The following is a 19191-nucleotide window of genomic DNA, read 5'->3' on the forward strand; positions in this document are numbered from 1 at the left end:
GTGCGGCTCCCTACTGCTGCGGTGCTGCTCCGATACCGAGAAGGTGCAGATACATGACGGTCGCGTCGGCGACCGCCTGGTCGTACGTGGCCGGCCGCTCGGCGACGAGCCGTGCGAACTCGATGCTCATCCCGCCGACGGCACGGGACAGGGTGAGCGGGTCGACGACCGGGTGCGCCCTGCCCTCCGCCGCGACCCGGCGTACGTAGCGGGCGGCGCGGCGGACCGGACGCTCGCGGATCTCCTCCCACAGGGCGCGCACCTCGGCGTCGCCCCGCGCCTGCTGTTCGAGCAGGACGAGCAGGGGCAGGTGTCGCGCGTAGGCGGCGATGAAAGCGGCCGTGGAGGCGCGCGCGACCGCCGCCACGTCGTCGGGGTCCACCCCGGGCACGTCCTGCGCGGTGAGGAACGCGTCCCGTACGCGCCCCGCGAGCACCCGGAAGACCTCTTCCTTGGACGCGAAATAGACGTAGAAGCCGGCCCGTGACACCTCGGCCTGCGCCGTGATGTCCGCGATGGTCGCCGGGCCGTAGCCGAGCCGCGCGAAGACCTGCTCGGCCGCGTCGAGCAGCCGTCCGCGCGCCGGGGCGTCGGTCCGGTCGCGGGCGGTGCGGGTCGCCCATTCCTGCCGCCGGGGCGGTCTGTCCTGCTGACTGCGTGCCACAGCGCCAGAGTATTGACGTTGACGTCAGTGTCAATGAGCATGACGGAATCCGCGTTCGGCACCTCGGAACCTTGGCCCCTTCGAACCTCGGGACCTCGGGCCCTTGGAGCCGAACCCGACTTCGACATCCCGGAGGGGCACATGGGGTCTGCCGCCGTACTCGTCGCCAACCGAGGGGAGATCGCCGTACGGGTGCTGCGCGCCGCCGCCGAACTCGGGCTGCGCACGGTGGCCGTGCACGAGCCGGGCGACGAGGCGCACCTGCACTTGGCGGACGAGGTCGTGCCGCTCGCTTCGGGCGGCTATCTGGACGCCGAGGCGCTGGTCGCGGCCGCGCGCCGTTCCGGTTGCACGTATCTCCACCCCGGTTACGGCTTCCTGAGCGAGTCCGCGGCGTTCGCCCGTCGGTGCGCGGGCGCCGGGCTCACCTTCGTGGGCCCTTCGCCGGAGGTGCTCGACCTGTTCGGGGACAAGGCGCGCGCCCGTGCGCTCGCGGTCGGGACCGGGGTGCCGGTGCTGCCCGGTACGGAGGGTGACACCACGCTGGAGGAGGCGCGGGCGTTCCTCGCCGAAGGGCCGGTGATGGTCAAGGCCGTGGGCGGGGGCGGCGGGCGCGGGATGCGGGTCGTACGGGACGCGGCGGAGCTCGACGAGGCGTGGGAGCGGTGTGCCTCCGAGGCTCAACAGGCTTTCGGTCGCAGCGAGTTGTACGTGGAGCGGCTGTGGGAGGGTGCCCGGCACATCGAGGTGCAGGTCGTCGGCGACGGTGACACCGCGAGCCACCTTTGGGAGCGGGACTGCAGCGCGCAGCGGCGCCACCAGAAGCTCGTCGAGATCGCCCCGGCGCCGGGCCTCGACGCCACCGTGCGCGGCCGGCTCCTCGACGCTGCCCTGCGGCTGGCCGGCGCCGCCCGCTACGCAGGCGTCGGCACGGTCGAATTCCTGGTCCGGGGCGAGGAGTTCGTGTTCATGGAGGCCAATCCGCGCCTCCAGGTGGAGCACACGGTGACGGAGGAGGTGACGGGTGTCGACCTGGTCGCGGCGCAGTTGCGGATCGCGGCGGGCGAGACCCTGGCCGACCTCGGCCTCGCCGGGGAGCCGCCCGCGCCCCGCGGCTTCGCCGTGCAGCTGCGGGTGAACGCGGAGGTCACGGACCCTGACGGTGCGGTGCGCCCGTCGGCGGGGCGGCTCGCGCGCCTCGACGTGCCGACGGGCCCCGGTGTGCGCGTCGACACCGCCGCCCGCACCGGCACCGAACTCGGCACGCGCTACGACTCCCTCCTCGCCAAGGTCGTCGTGCACGCGCCGGCCGGTGACTTCGCGGCGGCGTGCGTGCGGGCGCGGCGGGCGCTCGACGAATTCACGGTGGAGGGCGTGCGGACCGGAATCCCCTTCCTGGCCAGGCTGCTCGACCACCCCGGCTTCACGGCGGGCGGCTTCGACACCGGGTTCGTACAGCGCCACCTCGCGGAGCTCGCACCGCCGGCCGACGCCGCACCGGAAGGCGGCACGGAGCCGGGTACGGTGACCGCACCCATGGCGGGCACGGTCGTCACCGTGGACGCCGAGACCGGCCAACTCGTCGCGGCAGGCGCCACCTTGCTCGTACTGGAAGCGATGAAGATGGAGCACGTGGTGCGCGCCGAGCACGCGGGTGTCGTACGTGCGGTGGGTGCGGAAGTCGGCGAAACAGTCGCCGAGGGCGCCGAGTTGGTGCTCCTCGACGTGACGGAGAGCGGCGCCGCCCAGGAGGACGCGGCCGAGGAGCTCGACCTCGACGCGGTGCGCCCCGACCTCGCGCAGGTCGTCGCGCGGCACGCCTTCGGCCTGGACGAGAACCGCCCCGAAGCGGTCGCCAAGCGGCATGCGACCGGGCTCCGTACGGCCCGCGAGAACATCGAGGACCTGTGCGACCCGGGGACGTTCACCGAGTACGGCGCGCTCGCGGTGGCCGCGCAGCGGCGGCGCCGCCCGCTGGACGACCTGATCCGCTCGACGCCCGCCGACGGCATGGTCACCGGCACGGGCCGGATCGGCGGCGCGCCCGCGGTCGCGATGTCGTACGACTACACCGTGCTCGCCGGAACGCAGGGCCACAACAACCACCGCAAGACCGACCGGATGCTGCACCTGGCCGAGGACCGCGGACTGCCCGTCGTGCTGTTCGCGGAGGGCGGCGGGGGCCGGCCCGGCGACACGGACACGTCGTCGATCGCGGGCCTGGACGTCATGACGTTCCATCAAATGGCGCGGCTCAACGGCAAGGTGCCGCTCGTCGGCATCGCGTCGGGCCGCTGCTTCGCGGGGAACGCGGCGCTACTCGGCTGCTGCGATGTCATCATCGCGACGCCCGAGGCGAACATCGGCATGGGCGGACCCGCGATGATCGAGGGCGGCGGCCTCGGCGTGCACCGACCGGAGGACATCGGCCCGCTGTCGGTGCAGGTGCCGAACGGGGTCGTGGACCTCCCGGTCGCCGACGAGGCGGAGGCGGTGCGCTTGGCCCGCGCCTACCTCTCGTACTTCCAGGGCCCGCAGGCGAGTTGGGAGGCTCCGGACCCGCGACGCCTGCGCCACGCGGTGCCCGAGAACCGGCGCCGCGCCTACGACATCCGCGCCGCGATCGAGGGACTCGCCGACACGGACTCGGTGCTCGAACTGCGCCGCGGCTTCGGCGTGGGCGTGATCACGGCGCTGGTGCGGATCGAAGGCCGTCCGATGGGCCTGGTCGCCAACAACCCGGCGCACCTCGGCGGCGCCGTCGACCGGGACGCCGCGGACAAGGCGGCACACTTCCTGCGGCTGTGCGAGGCGTTCGGTCTCCCGGTCGTCTCGCTGTGCGACACACCGGGGTTCATGGTCGGCCCGGACTCCGAACGCACCGCGACGGTAAGGCAGTTCGCGGACCTGTTCGTGGCGGGCGCCCGCCTCACCACGCCGCTGGTGTGCCTCGTACTGCGCAAGGCATACGGGCTCGGGGCGATGGCCATGATGGGCGGTTCGACGCGGGCTCCGCTCGGCACGGCGGCCTGGCCGAGCGGCGAGTTCGGCGGGATGGGCCTGGAGGGCGCGGTACGGCTCGGCTACCGGCGCGAACTGGAGGCGATCGCCGATCCCGCCGAGCGGGAGCGGGCGTTCGAGGCGCGGGTCGCCGAGATGTACGAGCACGGCAAGGCGGTGAACGCGGCGGCGGCGCTGGAGATCGACGCGGTCATCGACCCGGCGGACTCAAGGAGTTGGATCATGTCGGCACTGGACGCGCCGACCGTGACCTCAGTCATGCCCGCGCATTGATGCACGCCAAGAGGGGTACTCCGCCGATCATGCGTATCAGTGTGGTGGATGTCGGTTCGAACACCGTGCGCCTCGCGATCGCGGACGCCCGCGACGGGGCGCCGCTGCCGGTGCACACGGCCAAGCGGCGGTTACGCCTGTCTGAGCTGGTGGACGCCGACCGCAGACTTTGTCCCGAGGCCGTCGAGCGTCTGGTGGAGGCGGTGCGGGCGGCGGTCGCGGAGGCCGAACGGTGGGGCAGCGACGAGCCGTTCGTCTTCGCCACGGCCATCGTCCGGGACGCGCCGAACCGGGACGAGGTGCTCGACGCCGTCGAGCAGGGCACCGGGGTGCGGCCCCGGGTGCTGCCCGGCGAGGTGGAGGCCGAGCTGACGTTCCTCGCGGCGCGGCGCTGGATGGGCTGGCGGGCCGGGCCGCTCGGCGTCCTCGACATCGGCGGCGGCTCGCTCGAGGTCGCCTTCGGGCGTGGTCGGCTGCCCGAGTTCGCGATCTCGCTGCCGCTCGGGGCGGGGCGACTCACCCGCGAGCATCTGCCGGCCGACGGCTCGCCACCCACGGAGCAGCAGTTGAAGGCCCTGCGGCGCCATGTGCGGCACCAGCTCAGGGACGTCGCGGCGCGGATCCGCTGGGAGGGGCCGCTGACCGCGGCGGCCACGTCCCGCACGTTCACGCAGCTGGCGCGCCTGTGCGGGGCACCGCCCGGACGTCATGGTCCTTTCGTGCCACGCCAGTTGAGCCGCAGGGCGCTGGGCTTCGCGGTCACCGAGCTGGCGGCGCTCCCGGCCGATCGCCGCGCGGAACTGCCCGGCATCTCCGCGCCCCGGGCGTCGCAGTCCCTCGCGGGAGCGCTCGTCGGCCACACGGCGATGAAGCTCATGGGCATCAGCGAGCTCACGGTCTGCCCGTGGGCGATCCGCGAGGGCATTCTGCTGCGCCACATCGAGGGAGACGTGGGATGGGGCGGTTCGCCGGTACCAGCGCTCCGCCTGGCAGCCGGCGACACCCCCTCACCCCGCACCGGGGCCACCCCCTGGGGCCTGACCCCCCAAACCCCTCGCCGCCCTACGGGCTCCCCTTCAAACGCCGGCAGGGCTTGACCGGACCGACCGCCCTCCTGGTTTCCAACAGCACTGACATGAGGCCGAATTGGCCATTTGATGGTTCTAAATGAGCAGACCGAGGGTCCGAACGGGACTACCGTCCTGCCCCATGACGAACACCACGGTCCTCATCTCGGGCGCCGGTGTCGCGGGCGCCGCCCTCGGACACTTCCTGCATCGCGACGGCTACGACGTCACCGTCGTCGAGCGCGCCCCCGGCCTGCGCGGCAGCGGTTACGCCGTGGACTTCCGCGGCGCCGCCTTCGATGTCCTCGACGAACTCGGCATCCTGGACGAGATCCGCGGCCACGACACCGCGATGCGCGGCACCGTGCTGGTCGACGCGGACGGTGCCGAAATGGGCCGGCTGCCCGCCGAGACGTTCGCCGGTGAACTGGAGGTCCCCAAACCCGAGCTGACCAGGATCCTGCACCGCCTCACCGAACCCGAACTCGCCTACGTCTTCGACGACTCCATCACCACGCTCGCCCAGCACGACGACGGTGTCGCCGTCGAGTTCGAGCACGGGGCGCCCCGGACCTTCGACCTGGTGGTCGGTGCGGACGGACTCTTCTCCAAGGCCCGTCGACTGGCCTTCGGCCCCCACGAGGAAGCGCTGCGTCACCTGGGCATGTCGGGCGCCGGGTTCACCGCCGACAACATTCTCGGCCTCGACCACAGCGGGGTACTGCAGACCGGCGACGGCACCGCCATCTACGCGTTCAGCGGCGCCGACGCCGACCAGATGTCAGTGAGCCTGTCGTTCGCAACCGACGCGCCCGCCCTGGATCGCCGCCCGCGTTCCGAGCAGGAGGAGGCCCTGAAGGGCGCGTTCGCAGGGGCCGGCTGGGTCGCGCCCGAGCTGCTGAAGGCGATGTCGGCCGCCGACGACTTCTACTTCTCCTCCTCCACCCAGGTCCACCTGGACGCCTGGTCGACCGGACGGGTCGTCCTCGTCGGCGACGCCGGATACTGCGCCGCACCGACCGCCGGCATGGGTACCTCACAAGCCTTGATCGGCGCCCGCACCCTGGCCCGGCAGCTCGCCGCGGCCGACGGCGACCACCCCACCGCGTTCACCGCCTACGAGGCCGAACTACGCCCGTACGTGCGGGAAAACCAAGTGAAGGGCCAGGAGGGCGCCGCAGCCTTCGGCGGCCGCGACGAGTGACCTCTACGGTGCCGGCCAGACCGGCCCCGCCTTGGGCGGCAGGGTGGGCAAGGCGGGAACCGGCGCGGCCGGAACCGGCAGGGACCGTGCCGCGGATCGGTGCCGCATGGGTCAGCCCCGACACCCGGCCGACGTCAAGCGCAGCGGGACCGCTCAGCCCACCCCCCGTACCAGCTCGATCGCCCGCCCCAGCGTCGCCAGCCGCGCGTCCACCGTGTCTCCGGCCGGGTACAGCCGCACCGTGTCCACCCCCGCGTCCCGCCACACCTTCAAGCGGTCCCGCACCATGTCCTCCGTGCCGATGAGCGTCGTGGCGAGGACCATGTCGTCGGTGACCAGGGCGGCCGCCCCCTCGCGGTCGCCGGCCTGCCAGCGTTCGCGGACCGCCGCGGCGACGTCGGCCCAACCCTGCCTGCTGTACGCCTGGTTGTAGAAATTGGTCGAGGCGGAGCCCATGCCGCCGAGGCTGAAGGCGAGCTCCTTCTTCCGGCTGCCCACCACCGCGGCCAGCTCCTCCTCGTCCTCGACGAAGTTCACCTCCGCCCCCTGGCAGATGTCGAGGTCGGCCCTGGTCCGCCCGGACGCCGCGAGCCCGGCGTCCAAGTGGTCGAAGTACGCCTCCTTGGCTCCCTCGGGCACGAAACTCGTCCCGAGCCACCCGTCGGCGACCTCCCCGGTGAGCCGCAGCATCTTCGGCGACAACGTGGCCAGGTAGATGGGAAGTTCGTGCTCCGCCCGCATCGACAGCCGCATCGGCTTCGCATCGCCACCGGGCAACGGCAGCGTGAACTCCCGCCCCTCGTAGGCAAGTTTCTCGCCCGTCGCCGCCATCCGAACGATCTCGACCGTCTCCCGCATCCGGCCCAACGGCCGCGCGAACGGCACCCCGTGCAGCCCCTCGATCACCTGCGGCCCGGACGGACCGAGCCCGAGGAGGAAGCGGCCCTCGGAGATGTTCGACAGCGTGATCGCCGCGCGCGCGATGGCCGCCGGAGTGCGGGTCGCGAGCTGGATGATGCCGGAGCCGAGCAGCATCCGCTCGGTGCGCGCCGCCAAGTACCCCAGCGGGGACGGCGCTTCGGAGCCCCAGGCCTCCGCGACCCAGCAGATGTCCAGCCCAAGACGCTCGGCCTCGGTGACGAAGTCGACGGTCTCCCGCCAGTTCCCGCCGGACGCCTCGATGGTGGTCGACGTACGCATCAGGCAGCCGCCCCTTCCGCGAGGTCCTTCAGGGCGTCGAGCGTGGCGGTCATGCCCTGCTCGAACTCCTTCAGCCGGACGTGGACGATCTTCTGCTCCTTCTCCGGCATCCGGTCGATCGCGAAGGAGAGGCCCGAGCGGCCCGGCCCCATCCGCACCCACTGGGCCAGCTCCGTCGCCCCGTCGTCCAGCGCGTCGAGGGTGAACCGCCAGACGGCGCTGGGAACTTCGGGGTCGGAGACCGCCCACGCGAACACGCGCGGCGCCGTGCACTCGACGACGTACGAGGTGGTCTCCCACGCGCCGAACGCCTCGTGCCGATTGCGTCCCACGAACCGGGCGCCCACACCGCGCTCCTCGCCGAGCCACTCGGCGGACTGCAACTCGGCGCTGAACCGCGGCATGAGGCCGATGTCCGTCACCAGCTCCCACACCCGCTCCGGCGACGCCTCGATCCTGCGCCGCACCTCGACGGTCGGGGTGTCCGCATAGCGCGCGCCCGTCCACTCCATCGTGGCCCACCTCTCTCTCGTATCGGCTCGAAGCATGAGAGTTTCGTAGTTGGACTCACCACGTCAAGGGGGGTGCGGGCCCCTGCGGGGATCCGTTCAGCGGGTGAAGCGCGCCGCGATGTCCGGGCGCCGCGCGAGCTTCTCGGGGTAGCCGGGGCCCATCCGCGCGTGGGTGTCCTCGGCGGTCATCGGCTCGCCGCAGTGCCCGCACACGACCTCCGCCTCGGTGGCATGACCGCACCGGTCGTGTTCGAAGACGACGGGCGCGCCCTCCTCGCCGGACAGCCAGCGATTGCCCCAGGCGTTCATCGCGGCGAGGACGCCGAAGAAATCGCGCCCCTTCTCCGTCAGGACGTAGTCGTGCCGCACCGGAGCACTGTCATAGGCCCGCTTCTCCATCAGCCCCGCCTCGACCAGCCGCCGCAGCCGCTCCGCCAGAGTCGTCCGGGCGATACCGAGCTCCTGCTGGAACACGTCGAACCGGGTGATGCCGTAGAACGCCTCGCGCAGCACGAGCGGCGTCCACCAGTCCCCCAGGAGGTCCATGGTGCGGGCGATGGAGCAGGGCCAGTCGGCAAAGGAAGTGCGCCTCATGCCGTCAGGATACGAAGGGTCTGCAAGTAGGTCCGTTTACGAGACGGAGCCGGTCACCACCGCCCGACATCGGGAGTGACGTTCACCATGAACAGCGCGAGCCCATTGTGAAGGGGCCCCGTACCTGATCACCTAAAGGTTCGACAACGCACCGAGCAGGAGGCCCCGTTGTTCGCTTCCGTGGACGAAGTCACCACGCGCCTGGCCGGGACCGGCTATCTGGCCTCGCCCGCCGTGGCGACCACCGTCTTCCTGGCCGCCAAGCTCGGCAAGCCACTGCTCGTCGAGGGCCCGGCCGGCGTCGGCAAGACGGAACTCGCGAAGGCGGTGGCCGCGATCAGCGACGCCCGCCTGATCCGCCTCCAGTGCTACGAGGGCGTGGACGAGAGCCGCGCGCTCTACGAGTGGAACCACGCCAAGCAGCTGCTGCGCATCACGGCGGGCCGCGACGAGACCTGGGACCAGACCCGTACGGACATCTTCAGCGAGGAGTACCTCCTCTCGCGCCCGCTCCTGACCGCGATCCGCGGCGAGGACGCCAAGGTCCTCCTCATCGACGAGATGGACAAGGCGGACGTAGAAGTAGAAGGTCTCCTCCTCGAAGTCCTCTCCGACTTCCAGGTGACCGTCCCCGAGCTGGGCACCATCGCCGCCACCCGGCGCCCCTTCGTGGTCCTCACCTCCAACGCGAGCCGCGAACTGTCGGAGGCGCTGCGCCGCCGCTGCCTCTTCCTCCACATCGGCTTCCCCGAGGAGGAGTTGGAGCGCCGCATCGTCGCCCTGAAGGTGCCCGAGCTCGACGCGGTGCTCGCCGAGTCCCTCGTACGGGTCGTGGGTGCGCTGCGCGCGATGGATCTGCGCAAGGTGCCCTCGGTCGCGGAGACGGTGGACTGGGCGCGCACGCTGCTGGCGCTCGGCGCGGACCGCCTGGACGAGGAGGTCGTACGGGCGTCCCTCGGCGTCGTCCTCAAGCATCAGGAGGACGTGAACACGGCAGCGGCGAAGCTCGACCTGGACGCGGTGTGAGCACGGCGCTCTCGGTCGCGGACCGGGTCACCTCGCTCGTCCGGGCGCTGCGCGCGCACGGCATCCGGATCGGCACCGGCGAGAGCGTGGACGCCGCACAGGCGGTGGCGGCGCTGGGCCTGGACAGCCGGGACCGGCTGCGCGAAGGGCTGGCCTCCACGCTCCTCCACGACCAGGGCCAGCGCGCGGTCTTCGACCCGGTCTTCGACGTGTACTTCCCGCACGCGGTGGGCGCGCCCGGCGAAGCCGGCGCCACCGACAGGGACAGCCTCCGCGAACGCCTCACCGAAGCCCTGACCAGGAACGACAGCGCCGCCCTCGCCCGCCTGGCAGCCGCGGCGGTGGACGCCCTCGGCGGCTACGACACGAACGGCTGGTCGTCCCAGCAGACGCTCGACCGGCTGCGCCCGCAGACGCTCCTCGCGCCCGTCATGTCGGCGATCCGCGCGGGCGGCAGCGGCCAGTCAGGGGCGTTCACCGACCGCATCGAGGCGGACGAGATCCGGCGCCGCATCGAGGCCTTCCGCGAAGGGGTGCGCGGCGAGGCCCGCCGCCGCGTCGCGGAGGCCCGCAACCGCGACGAGCTGGCGCGCCGCATGCCGGTCCAGACACCCGACCGCACCCTGTTCCTCTACGCGGACAAGGCCCAACTCGCCGAGCTGCGCCGCACGGTCCACCCCCTGGCCCGCAAGCTGGCCACCCGCCTCGCGGCCCGCAGACGCCGCGCGGCCCGCGGCCACATCGACCTGCGCCGAACGCTGCGCGGCTCCCTGTCGACGGGCGGCGTCCCCATGAAGCCCGTCCTGCGCAAGCGCCGCCCGACCCGCCCGGAACTGGTCCTGCTCTGCGACGTGTCGGGCTCGGTGGCCGGCTTCGCGAACTTCACGATGCTCCTGGTCCAGGCCCTGCACGACCAGTTCAGCAAGATCCGCGTCTTCGCCTTCGTCAACCGGATCGACGAGGTCACCGACCTCATCGCGCACGGCGCCGCGGACGCGGAGGGCCTCGGCGCCCGCATCGCCTCCGAGGCCACGCTGACCGGCTGGCACGGCAGCAGCGACTACGGCACGGCGCTCGGCGAGTTCGTCGAGCGCTACGAGTCCGCGGTGGGCCCCCGCACCACGGTCCTCATCCTCGGCGACGCCCGCAACAACCAGCAGAACCCGAACCTCCCGGCCCTCCGCCGCATCACCCACGCCTCCCGCCGCACCTACTGGCTCAACCCGGAACCCCGCTCCCAGTGGGACACGGGCGACTCCGCGGCCTCCACGTACGCGGAAGTGGTGGACCTGTACGAATGCCGTAACGCGCGCCAGCTGAGCACCTTGGTGGGCCGCCTGCTTCCCGTCTAGCGGGCCCCGTCTAGGCGGACCCGTCCAGCGGGGCGCGTCCAGCGGAACTGTGACGCCTCCCTACGACTCCATCGTGGTCAGCCGCCACAGTCCCCAGCGGCTCGCCAGGGTGAGGGAGAAGTAGGCGCAGGTGATGGCGGTGACGAACAGCAGGCGCACCATGATGCCCGTGGGCCCCAGCAAGGTGACCGCCAGGAGGCCCACGCCGATCCACAGCAGCGCGCCGAGCCCGAAGGTCACCATGCGCCGCGCTCTGGACGCGGAGCGCGTGGGCTCGAAGCGGACGGCGGCCGCGGGACTCGCGGGCGTCACGGCTGTCATGGGACTCGCGGGCGTCACGGCTGTCACGGGCGTCACGGGCGTCACGGGCGTCATGGGCAAGGGGCCACCTTCCAAATGCGAATCGCGCAAATCGTGCAAGTGGGGCTAATCAGAGTACATGCGCAACTTCTACTCGCCCAGCGCGCTGATCCTGCGTCCGCGCACGGCCGCTTCGCACCCTGCGTAGCCCTCTCACTTGCGCAATCGTCGGGGTCCGTGAAGCGTGAGCGGGAGGTTCACCGACCGGGACGGAGACCGCATGAAGGCGGACGGCCGTGACGCGTACTTCGACAACGCCAAGTACCTGGCGATCGTCCTCGTCGCGCTCGGGCACGCCTGGGAACCGCTGCGTGGCGACAGCCGTGCGGCCTCCGCGCTGTACTTCACCGTCTACACGTTCCACATGCCGGCGTTCATCGTGATCTCCGGATACTTCTCGCGGTCGTTCGACGCGAGCCCCCGCCGGATGAAACGCCTGGTCACGGGCGTACTGGTGCCGTATGTGATCTTCGAGGTGGCGTACACCTTCTTCAAGCGCACGGTGGGCGACGACCCGGACTACCCGATCAGCCTGCTCGACCCCTGGTATCTGACCTGGTTCCTGATCGCGCTCTTCATCTGGCGGCTCACCACCCCGCTCTGGAAGATCATCCGGGCGCCGCTGCCGCTGGCCCTCGCGGTCGCCGTGCTCGCCGCCGTCTCCCCCGACATCGGTGACGACCTGGACCTTCAGCGGGTGCTCCAGTTCCTGCCCTTCTTCGTGCTCGGGCTGTGCCTCAAGCCGCACCACTTCAGCCTGGTGCGGCGCCGCGAGGCCCGCCTGCTCGCCGTGCCGGTGTTCGTGGGCGCGCTGCTCGTCGCTTACTGGGCCTCGCCGCGGATGACCGCCGCCTGGTTCTACCGCCGTGACAGCGCGCAGGAGCTGGGCGCGTCCGGCTGGACGGGCGTGGTGATGACGCTCGCACTGTTCGGCTGCTCGGTGATCCTGATGGCCTGCTTCTTCGCGTGGGTGCCGGGGCGCAGGCTGTGGTGCACGGCGCTCGGCGCGGGCACCCTGTACGGCTATCTGCTGCACGGCTTCCTCGCGAAGGGCTCCCGCTTCTGGGGCTGGTACGACCACGACTGGGTGCACACGCCGCTCGGCGAGATCACCGTCACCGTGATCGCGGCGAGTGTCATCACCGTCCTGTGCACCCCACCCGTCCAGCGGCTGTTCCACTGGGCCATGGAGCCCGAGATGAAGTGGGCCTTCAAGAAGGATCCAGCTTCCTAGGTTCCGCGCCGGTTTCCTGAGCGCAACGCCGACGAAACACCCGCTCCCTACCGTCCCCATCACACCGGTCATGGCTGCAACGGCCAGTGGGCGCCCACGCGTTGACCCGCCACGGCGCTAACCAGCCATCTTCCACCGAGCTGTGAGGAGGAACGATGGCTGTTGTCGAGCATGCCGTCGCGCCCGCACACCAAGGACCCCACCCCGTCGACGCCCGGCCGCCGCTGCGGCGGCTCGTGCCGCTGAGCATGCAGCATCTGCTCGTCGCGTACGCGGGCATGGCGACGATGCCGCTGCTGGTGGGGACCGCGCTGCATCTCCCCGAGGACCGGATTCGGCTGCTCATCAGCGCCAATTTGTTGGTGAGCGGGGTCGCGACCGTATTGCAGTCGATGGGGCTGAAGTGGTTCGGGGCGCGGCTGCCGATCGTGATGGGGTCCACGTTCACCGCGATCACCCCCGCCATCCTCATCGGGCAAGAGCACGGGCTCGCCGCCGTGTTCGGCGCCACGGTCGTGTCGGGTCTCGTGACGCTGGCCATCGCGCCGTGGTTCGGGCGGTGCCTGCATCTGTTTCCGCCGCTGGTGACCGGGACGGTCATCGCCGTGATCGGGTTCTCGCTCGTACCGTCGGCGGCCGGCCTTGTCACCGGCGACGGCAGGGGCGGAAAGGGTCTCGCGCTCGCCGCCGCGACCGTGCTGCTCGTGGTGGTCGTGGAGCGCGTCGCGCCGCCCGCGCTGGCCCGGTTCTCGGTGCTCGTCGCCATGGCCGTGGGGACCGTGGCCGCGCTGCCGCTGGGGCTGTTCGACGGGTCGGGGGTCGCGGACGCGCGCGTCGTCACGGCGCCCGATCCGACCGCCTTCGGGGCGCCCACGTTCGTGGTGCCCGCGATTGCGGCGATGCTCGTCGTGCAGCTCGTGAACATGGTGGAGTCCGTCGGCGACACCCTCGCGGTCGGCCAGATCGTCGGCCGCGGCGACGACGCGCCCACCGTCGTACGGGCGCTGCGCGCGGACGGGGCCGCCACCGTGCTGTCGGGGGCGCTCGCCTCCTTCCCCATCGTGACGTTCGGGCAGTCGGTGGGCCTGGTGAGCGTGACGCGGGTGAAGAGCCGTCATGTCGTGGCGCTGTCCGGGGTGTTGATGGTGGTGCTGGCGTTCGTGCCCGTGCTCGGGGCCGCCGTCGCCGCCGTGCCGGGGCCGGTCCTCGGCGGGGTGTCGCTCGTCATGTTCGGGACCGTGGGCGCCGTCGGGCTGCGCATCCTCGCGCGCGCCGATCTGACCGAGCCGCGGAATCTGCTGACCGTCGCCCTCGCCTTCGCGCTCGGCATGATCCCGCTCGGCGCGCCGGACTTCTACGCGCCGCTCCCCTCGTACGTACGCACCGTCCTGGACAGCGGCATCGCCGTCACCGGGATCGTGGCGTTCCTGCTCAATCTGCTGTTCCACCACACGGGCCCGGCCCGCCTCCGGAAGGAGCCCGCCCGATGAACCTCCGGACGATCACGGACGTCACCGTTTACAGCGGGGGCCGCTGGCTGCCCGGGATGGATGTGCACATCGCCGACGGGCGAGTCACGGCGCTGGTGTCGCACGGTGAACTCCCTTGTGTTGGCGCGGTACTGGATGGCGGTGGCGGACATCTGACGCCCGGCCTCGTCAACACTCACACCCACCTCTTCCAGGCCGGGCTGCGCGGTATCGGTGAGGGGCTCGGGCTGCTCGCGTGGCTGAGCGCCGTCGGCGAGGAGGCCGCGCTGCTCACACCCGAGCGGGCCTACGCGACCGCTGCCGCCGCCGCGGCCGAGGCGCTGCGCAGCGGCACCACCACGCTCGTCGAGCACATGTGGCCGCACCCGTCGCCCGAGGTGCACGACGCGGTGCTGCGGGCCCTCAAGGACAGCGGCGTACGGGCCGTGCTGTGCCGGGGCGTCGCCGACCGGCCGGACCGGAGCCGCAAGTGGGGCTTCGACCCTCGGCTGATGCAGCCGCTGAAGGAGGCACTCGCGCACACGGACGAGCTGATCGCGCAGGCGCGCGGCAGCCGGGTGGACGTGGGGGTGGCCGTGCCCAACCCGCGGTGCCTGACACCGGACGGGATGGCCGCCGTACGCGCGTACGCGGACGAGCGCGACCTGCCCGTCTCGCTGCACCTGTTGGAGACGATGACGGACGACGCAATGTGCCGTGACCATACGGGAGTCGGCGCCGTCGAGTATCTGGAGCGGGCCGGGTTCCTGTGGGAGCGGCTGCTCGCCGTGCACTGTGTGGAGCTGGACGCGGCGGGCCGCGGGACACTCGCCCGGCACGGCGTCGGTGTCTCGTACAACCCGCTGAGCAATATGCGGCTCGGCAGCGGGATCGCGCCGGTGCCCGAGATGCTGGAGGCCGGCCTGAGCGTCGGGCTCGGGGTCGACGGGGCCGCCAGCAATGACACGCAGGACATCCTTGAGGCACTGCGCATCGGCGCGTATCTGCAACGGGCCGCGCACCGCAAGGCGGATCTGTTCGGGTTCTCCGAGATGTTCGCGATAGCGGCGGGCGGCGCGAACCGGGTCCTCGGGATCGAGGAGAACCCGGACGGCGGGGTGCGGGTCGGGATGCGGGCGGACCTCGTCCTGCACCGCTTCGACCGGGACTACGCCTGCCTTCCGGTACGCGATCCGGGAGCGACGCTCCTGACGTGCGCGGGCAGCAGGACCGTGACGGCCGTCCTGGTCGACGGGGAGATCCTCGTACGCGACGGGGAGCATGTCCGGCTCCCCTCTCGCGAGTTGGCAGCGGCCCTGACCAATTGACCCAGATCAAGCCCCTGCGGCGATTGAGCAGCGGGGCCCGGGGCGGAGCCCCGAGTCCGCAACCACGGACCGCCCTCACATCTCAAGGAGCGAACCCCACGATGACCGACACCACCACGTACGACCTCGCCGAACTGACCAAGGAAACCCGGATGGGCGGCGCCGGGACGGAGACCTCCGCCCGGGAGATCCGCCGCATCGACCTCGCCGACTTCGAGAACCGCAAGGCCGAGATCACCGAGGAACTGTGGGCCGCCGCCACCGACATCGGCTTCTTCCAGCTGGTCAACCACGGCATCGAACCACGCGCCGTGGACGGCGCGTTCGCCGACGCCGAGGCCTTCTTCGCGCTGCCGGAGGAGACCAAGGCGCGACACGGCCTGAAGAAGGGGCTCAACTCCGGCTGGGAGTCGATGACCCAGGTGCGTCCTTCGATCGGGACGCCCGACCAGAAGGAGTCGTACCAGCTGACCCGTCCGCACATGGAAGGCCTGTGGCCGGACGACGCCCTGCCCGGGTTCCGGGAGCGCACCCTCGAATTCGAGGCGCGCTGCCGGGAGTTGGCGATGCGCGTCCTGGGCTGCTTCGCCGACAAGCTGGGCCTGCCGGACGGATTCTTCGCGCGGGCCCACGACCCGGCGAGCCCGCAGTACCAATCGACGCTGCGGATGCTGCACTACTTCGCCGTGCCCGAAGACGCCGTGATCCCCGAGAACGTGTGGCGGGCGGGGGCGCACACCGACTTCGACTGCCTGACGCTGCTGTTCCAGCGGGACGGGCAGGGCGGGCTGCAGGTGTGCCCGGGCAAGGAGGCCGAGGCGCAGGAGTGGACGCCGGTCGAGCCGGCGGACTCCGTGATCACCTGCAACATCGGGGACATGCTGATGCGGTGGAGCGACGACCGGCTCCCGTCGAACTTCCACCGGGTCAGGTCACCGGGCCCTGACGACGATCGGTCGGCCCGCCACAGCATCGCGTTCTTCGCGCAGGCAGACCGTGACGTGGTGATCGAGGGCCCGGAGGGCCGCTACCCGCCGATCACCGCGGCCGACTACATCCAGCAGCGGATCGCTGCCAACTTCGCCCGATAGTCAGGTGGTTGACGTGACGATTCCCGCGAACGGCGGACGGCGGCCGGTTCAGGAGGGTTCCACCGCCACCCGGATTGTGCGCAGTTCCGGGTCCGCCGGATCGGGTACGTTCATGCCCGCCGTGAGGCCCGAACGCAGATAGGTGAGCACCGGGTCGGTGAGCCGCTCCCCCGGCAGCACCGTCGGGATGCCCGGCGGGTACGGGCTGGCCATTTCGGCGGCGACGCGTCCCGCGGCGCGTTCCAGCGGCACCTCCTCGATCGGCCCGAAGTACGCGTCGCGCGGCAACATGGCTTGTTCCAGGCGGAGTTCGGAGGGCTTCGGCACGGCGACAGTGGGCGCGCCGCGCAGTTCGGCGCGGTGTTCGGTGACATCCCGCAGGCCGTCGAGGAGGGCGGCGAGCGTCGCCGGGGAGTCCGCGAAGGTGAGTTGGGCACCGACCCTGCGGTGGTCGGCGATGTGCACGTCGAGGGCGCGGTGGGAGCGCAGCCAGTCGGCGACGCGGTAGCCGCTCGTGTCGAGGTCGGACACGTCGATGAGGACGGGCAGCGGGTCGAGGTCGTACGCGAGGCCGGGACCGGTGAGGTCGTCGCGGCCGTACACGTGCAGGCCGTCGATCGCGTCGATGGCCCGCCGCGCGTCCGCCGCGAGGTCGAGGGCGTCGCCCAGGAGCTCGCGGCCGTGCAGCCGCATCTGGCGCCGCCAGCCGTCGAGGCCCGCGTAGATGAGGACGGAGGGACTGGTGGTGCCGAGAAGGTCGGCGCGGGAGGTGAGCGTGTCCGGGTCGATGAGGTCGCCGCGCAGATGGAACACCGAGCCCTGCTCCAGGCCGCTGCCCATCTTGTGGATGCTGGTGACACACACGTCGGCGCCCGCGTCCATGGCCCACTTGGGCAGGTCGGGGTGGAACGGCAGATGCGCACCCCACGCCTCGTCGACGATCAGCGGCCTGCCGCGCGCGTGGCAGACCTCGGCGAGCCGTTCCAGGTCGCCGCAGGTCCCGTACGGGGTCGGGCTGGTGATCAGCGCTCCGCGCGCGTCCGGATGACGCTCGAAGGACTCCTCGTACGACTGTGGGGAGGGCGGGTGCGCGAGGCCCCGGTCGTCCCACTGCGGTTCGACCCACACGGGGTCGATGCCGCACAGGATCAGCCCGCTCACCACGGACTTGTGGGCGTCACGCCCGATGAGCAGCTGCTCGTGGGGCCCGGCGACGGCCAGCATCGCGGCCTTGACCGACAGGGAGCTGCCGCACGTGGTGAAGAAGGTGTGGTCGGCGTGGACCGCGTCGGCCATCAGCTCCTCGGCGCGCCGCAGCACCCGGCCGCGCATCCGGCGGTCGTCCAGGCCGCCGCTCGCGAGGACGTCCGAGTGGAAGGCGTCGCCGAGCACTCTCCTGGCCTGCTCGTCGGCGCCGCGCGCCTGCTTGTGACCGGGTGGCGTGAAGGCGAGCCTGCCGTGCGCGTGGTACGAGTCGATGGCTTCCAGAACGGGGGCGGAGGTGTGATCCATGGGACCCGGGTACCGGATATCGGGCCTGTTCATGCCACCTGCTCCTGCCGGGTCGTGCGGTGCGGAAGGGATTCGGCCGCGCGCCCGCCGGGGCCCGGTACCCGGATTCCGGGCTTGAGCAGCCCCTTCGAGGGGACTCGGGACGCATGACCGCCCCCTGGCGCCGACCGCGAGTTGAGGGAGCACCATGACCCACCACGAGCATCGCGGACACGACGAGGAAGGGCCCGCCGAGACGGCGACAACGGGTGAGCCGAGCCCGGACCCGAAGGGCCCGAAGGATCCGAAGGACCCGAATGGCCCGAAGGACCCGACGGACCTTCCGGCCCGCTCCTGGTGGGCGGTGCTGCGCCGCACCGGAAAGGAGTTCCTCGACGACGACCTGCCCGACCGGGCGGCCGCGCTGACGTACTACGGCGTCCTCTCGATCTTTCCCGCGCTGCTCGTCCTGGTGTCCTTCCTCGGCGTGGTCGGCGAGCGGGCGACGCGGGGCGTCCTGAACAACCTGCGTCACCTCACGCCGGGTCCCGTGCGCGATCTGCTGACCGATGCCGTGCGGCAGTTGCAGGACAGCGGCGGGGCCAGCGGGGCGGTCGCGATCGTGAGCCTGCTGACCGCGGTCTGGTCGGCCTCCCGCTATGTCGCCGCGTTCATCCGCACCTCGAACGCCGTCTACGACACGGAGGAGGGCCGCCCGGCCTGGAAGCTGACGCCGTTGCAGCTCGCGCTGACCGGCGCGCTGATGGTGCTGCTCGCGCTGAGCGCGATCATCATCGTGTTCACAGGACCGCTGGCCAAGCGCGCGGGCGACGCGCTCGGGGCGGGCGACGCGGCGCTCACGACGTGGCACATCGCGAAGTGGCCGGTGCTGCTCGCACTGGTGGTCCTGATGGTGGCGCTGCTGTTCTGGCGCGCCCCCAACGTCCGGGGTCCCGGCTTCCGCTGGCTGAGCCCGGGCAGCCTGCTCGCGGTGCTGCTGTGGCTGGCGGCCTCGGGCGGCTTCGCGCTGTACGTGACCTGGTTCGGCTCGTACAACAAGACGTACGGCACGCTGGCCGGCGCCATCATCTTCCTGGTCTGGCTGTGGCTGTCGAACCTGGCGCTGCTGCTCGGCCTGGAATTCGACGCGGAGCTGGCCCGGCAGCGCGCCATCGTCGGCGGCCTCCCCGAGGACCAGGAGCCGTACGTGGAGCCGCGCGACACCCGCAAATGGCCGGCACGGCTCCGCCGCAGGACCACCCACGGCGGCCGGCCGGTGTAGGGCCTGTCGTTCGGATCAGGCCG

At 71.7% G+C, this 19191-nt stretch carries 16 protein-coding genes; 10 read left to right on the forward strand and 6 right to left on the reverse strand.

Annotated features, from left to right (window positions below; all coding sequences use genetic code 11):
* Positions 1–10: 10 nt before the first annotated feature.
* Positions 11–664: a TetR/AcrR family transcriptional regulator gene (locus tag OHA73_RS07780; RefSeq protein WP_266716023.1), complete on the reverse strand. Its 654-nt coding sequence runs from the start codon at positions 662–664 to the stop codon at positions 11–13.
* 141 nt (positions 665–805) lie between these two features.
* Here OHA73_RS07780 and OHA73_RS07785 point away from each other — a divergent pair, with 141 nt between their 5' ends.
* From OHA73_RS07785 to OHA73_RS07795, 3 genes are all read left to right on the forward strand, one after another.
* Entirely contained in the window at positions 806–3958 is a 3153-nt protein-coding gene (locus OHA73_RS07785; RefSeq protein WP_327654638.1) for an acetyl-CoA carboxylase family protein, read from the forward strand.
* Between the two features lie 29 nt (positions 3959–3987).
* On the forward strand, positions 3988–5055 hold the full coding sequence (locus tag OHA73_RS07790) for a Ppx/GppA phosphatase family protein (RefSeq protein WP_327654639.1): 1068 nt from the start codon (positions 3988–3990) through the stop codon (positions 5053–5055).
* Between the two features lie 112 nt (positions 5056–5167).
* The gene (locus tag OHA73_RS07795; RefSeq protein WP_327654640.1) at positions 5168–6229 is read left to right on the forward strand and encodes an FAD-dependent monooxygenase; all 1062 of its coding nucleotides are present in this window, start codon (positions 5168–5170) and stop codon (positions 6227–6229) included.
* A gap of 153 nt (positions 6230–6382) precedes the next feature.
* Here OHA73_RS07795 and OHA73_RS07800 read toward each other — a convergent pair whose 3' ends face one another.
* From OHA73_RS07800 to OHA73_RS07810, 3 genes are all read right to left on the reverse strand, one after another.
* On the reverse strand, positions 6383–7429 hold the full coding sequence (locus OHA73_RS07800) for an LLM class flavin-dependent oxidoreductase (RefSeq protein WP_327654641.1): 1047 nt from the start codon (positions 7427–7429) through the stop codon (positions 6383–6385).
* On the reverse strand, positions 7429–7941 hold the full coding sequence (locus OHA73_RS07805; RefSeq protein WP_266716015.1) for an SRPBCC family protein: 513 nt from the start codon (positions 7939–7941) through the stop codon (positions 7429–7431). The genes OHA73_RS07800 and OHA73_RS07805 overlap by 1 nt, the downstream gene beginning before the upstream one ends.
* 96 nt (positions 7942–8037) lie before the next feature.
* Positions 8038–8535 (reverse strand): winged helix-turn-helix transcriptional regulator, encoded by a 498-nt coding sequence (locus OHA73_RS07810; protein WP_327654642.1) that lies wholly within the window; start codon positions 8533–8535, stop codon positions 8038–8040.
* Between the two features lie 168 nt (positions 8536–8703).
* Between OHA73_RS07810 and OHA73_RS07815 the strand changes: the two genes are divergently transcribed.
* Both OHA73_RS07815 and OHA73_RS07820 read left to right on the forward strand, forming a co-directional pair.
* Positions 8704–9561, forward strand: a complete 858-nt coding sequence (locus tag OHA73_RS07815; RefSeq protein ID WP_327654643.1) for an AAA family ATPase — start codon at positions 8704–8706, stop codon at positions 9559–9561.
* On the forward strand, positions 9558–10913 hold the full coding sequence (locus OHA73_RS07820) for a vWA domain-containing protein (RefSeq protein ID WP_327654644.1): 1356 nt from the start codon (positions 9558–9560) through the stop codon (positions 10911–10913). The genes OHA73_RS07815 and OHA73_RS07820 overlap by 4 nt, the downstream gene beginning before the upstream one ends.
* A gap of 60 nt (positions 10914–10973) precedes the next feature.
* Here the strand turns inward: OHA73_RS07820 and OHA73_RS07825 are convergent, their stop codons facing one another.
* Entirely contained in the window at positions 10974–11288 is a 315-nt protein-coding gene (locus tag OHA73_RS07825) for a hypothetical protein (protein ID WP_327654645.1), read from the reverse strand.
* A 205-nt stretch (positions 11289–11493) separates the two neighbouring features.
* Between OHA73_RS07825 and OHA73_RS07830 the strand changes: the two genes are divergently transcribed.
* The 4 genes from OHA73_RS07830 to OHA73_RS07845 all read left to right on the forward strand — a co-directional run bounded on the left by OHA73_RS07830 (position 11494) and on the right by OHA73_RS07845 (position 16395).
* A complete protein-coding gene (locus tag OHA73_RS07830) occupies positions 11494–12507 on the forward strand; it encodes an acyltransferase family protein (RefSeq protein WP_266716006.1) in 1014 nt (337 codons plus the stop codon).
* A gap of 155 nt (positions 12508–12662) precedes the next feature.
* Positions 12663–13997 (forward strand): uracil-xanthine permease family protein, encoded by a 1335-nt coding sequence (locus OHA73_RS07835; RefSeq protein ID WP_327654646.1) that lies wholly within the window; start codon positions 12663–12665, stop codon positions 13995–13997.
* Positions 13994–15304: an amidohydrolase family protein gene (locus tag OHA73_RS07840; protein ID WP_327654647.1), complete on the forward strand. Its 1311-nt coding sequence runs from the start codon at positions 13994–13996 to the stop codon at positions 15302–15304. The genes OHA73_RS07835 and OHA73_RS07840 overlap by 4 nt, the downstream gene beginning before the upstream one ends.
* A 101-nt stretch (positions 15305–15405) precedes the next feature.
* Positions 15406–16395, forward strand: a complete 990-nt coding sequence (locus tag OHA73_RS07845) for an isopenicillin N synthase family dioxygenase (RefSeq protein ID WP_266716001.1) — start codon at positions 15406–15408, stop codon at positions 16393–16395.
* 48 nt (positions 16396–16443) lie between these two features.
* On the opposite strand, the gene OHA73_RS07850 is transcribed toward OHA73_RS07845, so the two are convergent.
* Complete coding sequence (locus tag OHA73_RS07850; protein ID WP_327654648.1) at positions 16444–17907, reverse strand: aminotransferase class I/II-fold pyridoxal phosphate-dependent enzyme; 1464 nt, start codon at positions 17905–17907, stop codon at positions 16444–16446.
* A gap of 187 nt (positions 17908–18094) precedes the next feature.
* Between OHA73_RS07850 and OHA73_RS07855 the strand changes: the two genes are divergently transcribed.
* Entirely contained in the window at positions 18095–19168 is a 1074-nt protein-coding gene (locus tag OHA73_RS07855) for a YihY/virulence factor BrkB family protein (RefSeq protein WP_327654649.1), read from the forward strand.
* Positions 19169–19191: the final 23 nt, after the last annotated feature.

It is taken from the genome of Streptomyces sp. NBC_00483 (assembly GCF_036013745.1).
GTDB lineage: Bacteria > Actinomycetota > Actinomycetes > Streptomycetales > Streptomycetaceae > Streptomyces.

Coding starts and splice junctions, on each gene's coding strand:
- OHA73_RS07785 (WP_327654638.1), top strand. CDS start 806: ATGGGGTCTGCCGCCGTACTCGTCGCCAACCGAGGGGAGATCGCCGTA.
- OHA73_RS07790 (WP_327654639.1), top strand. CDS start 3,988: ATGCGTATCAGTGTGGTGGATGTCGGTTCGAACACCGTGCGCCTCGCG.
- OHA73_RS07795 (WP_327654640.1), top strand. CDS start 5,168: ATGACGAACACCACGGTCCTCATCTCGGGCGCCGGTGTCGCGGGCGCC.
- OHA73_RS07800 (WP_327654641.1), bottom strand. CDS start 7,429: ATGCGTACGTCGACCACCATCGAGGCGTCCGGCGGGAACTGGCGGGAG.
- OHA73_RS07805 (WP_266716015.1), bottom strand. CDS start 7,941: ATGGAGTGGACGGGCGCGCGCTATGCGGACACCCCGACCGTCGAGGTG.
- OHA73_RS07810 (WP_327654642.1), bottom strand. CDS start 8,535: ATGAGGCGCACTTCCTTTGCCGACTGGCCCTGCTCCATCGCCCGCACC.
- OHA73_RS07825 (WP_327654645.1), bottom strand. CDS start 11,288: ATGACGCCCGTGACGCCCGTGACGCCCGTGACAGCCGTGACGCCCGCG.
- OHA73_RS07830 (WP_266716006.1), top strand. CDS start 11,494: ATGAAGGCGGACGGCCGTGACGCGTACTTCGACAACGCCAAGTACCTG.
- OHA73_RS07835 (WP_327654646.1), top strand. CDS start 12,663: ATGGCTGTTGTCGAGCATGCCGTCGCGCCCGCACACCAAGGACCCCAC.
- OHA73_RS07840 (WP_327654647.1), top strand. CDS start 13,994: ATGAACCTCCGGACGATCACGGACGTCACCGTTTACAGCGGGGGCCGC.
- OHA73_RS07845 (WP_266716001.1), top strand. CDS start 15,406: ATGACCGACACCACCACGTACGACCTCGCCGAACTGACCAAGGAAACC.
- OHA73_RS07850 (WP_327654648.1), bottom strand. CDS start 17,907: ATGGATCACACCTCCGCCCCCGTTCTGGAAGCCATCGACTCGTACCAC.
- OHA73_RS07855 (WP_327654649.1), top strand. CDS start 18,095: ATGACCCACCACGAGCATCGCGGACACGACGAGGAAGGGCCCGCCGAG.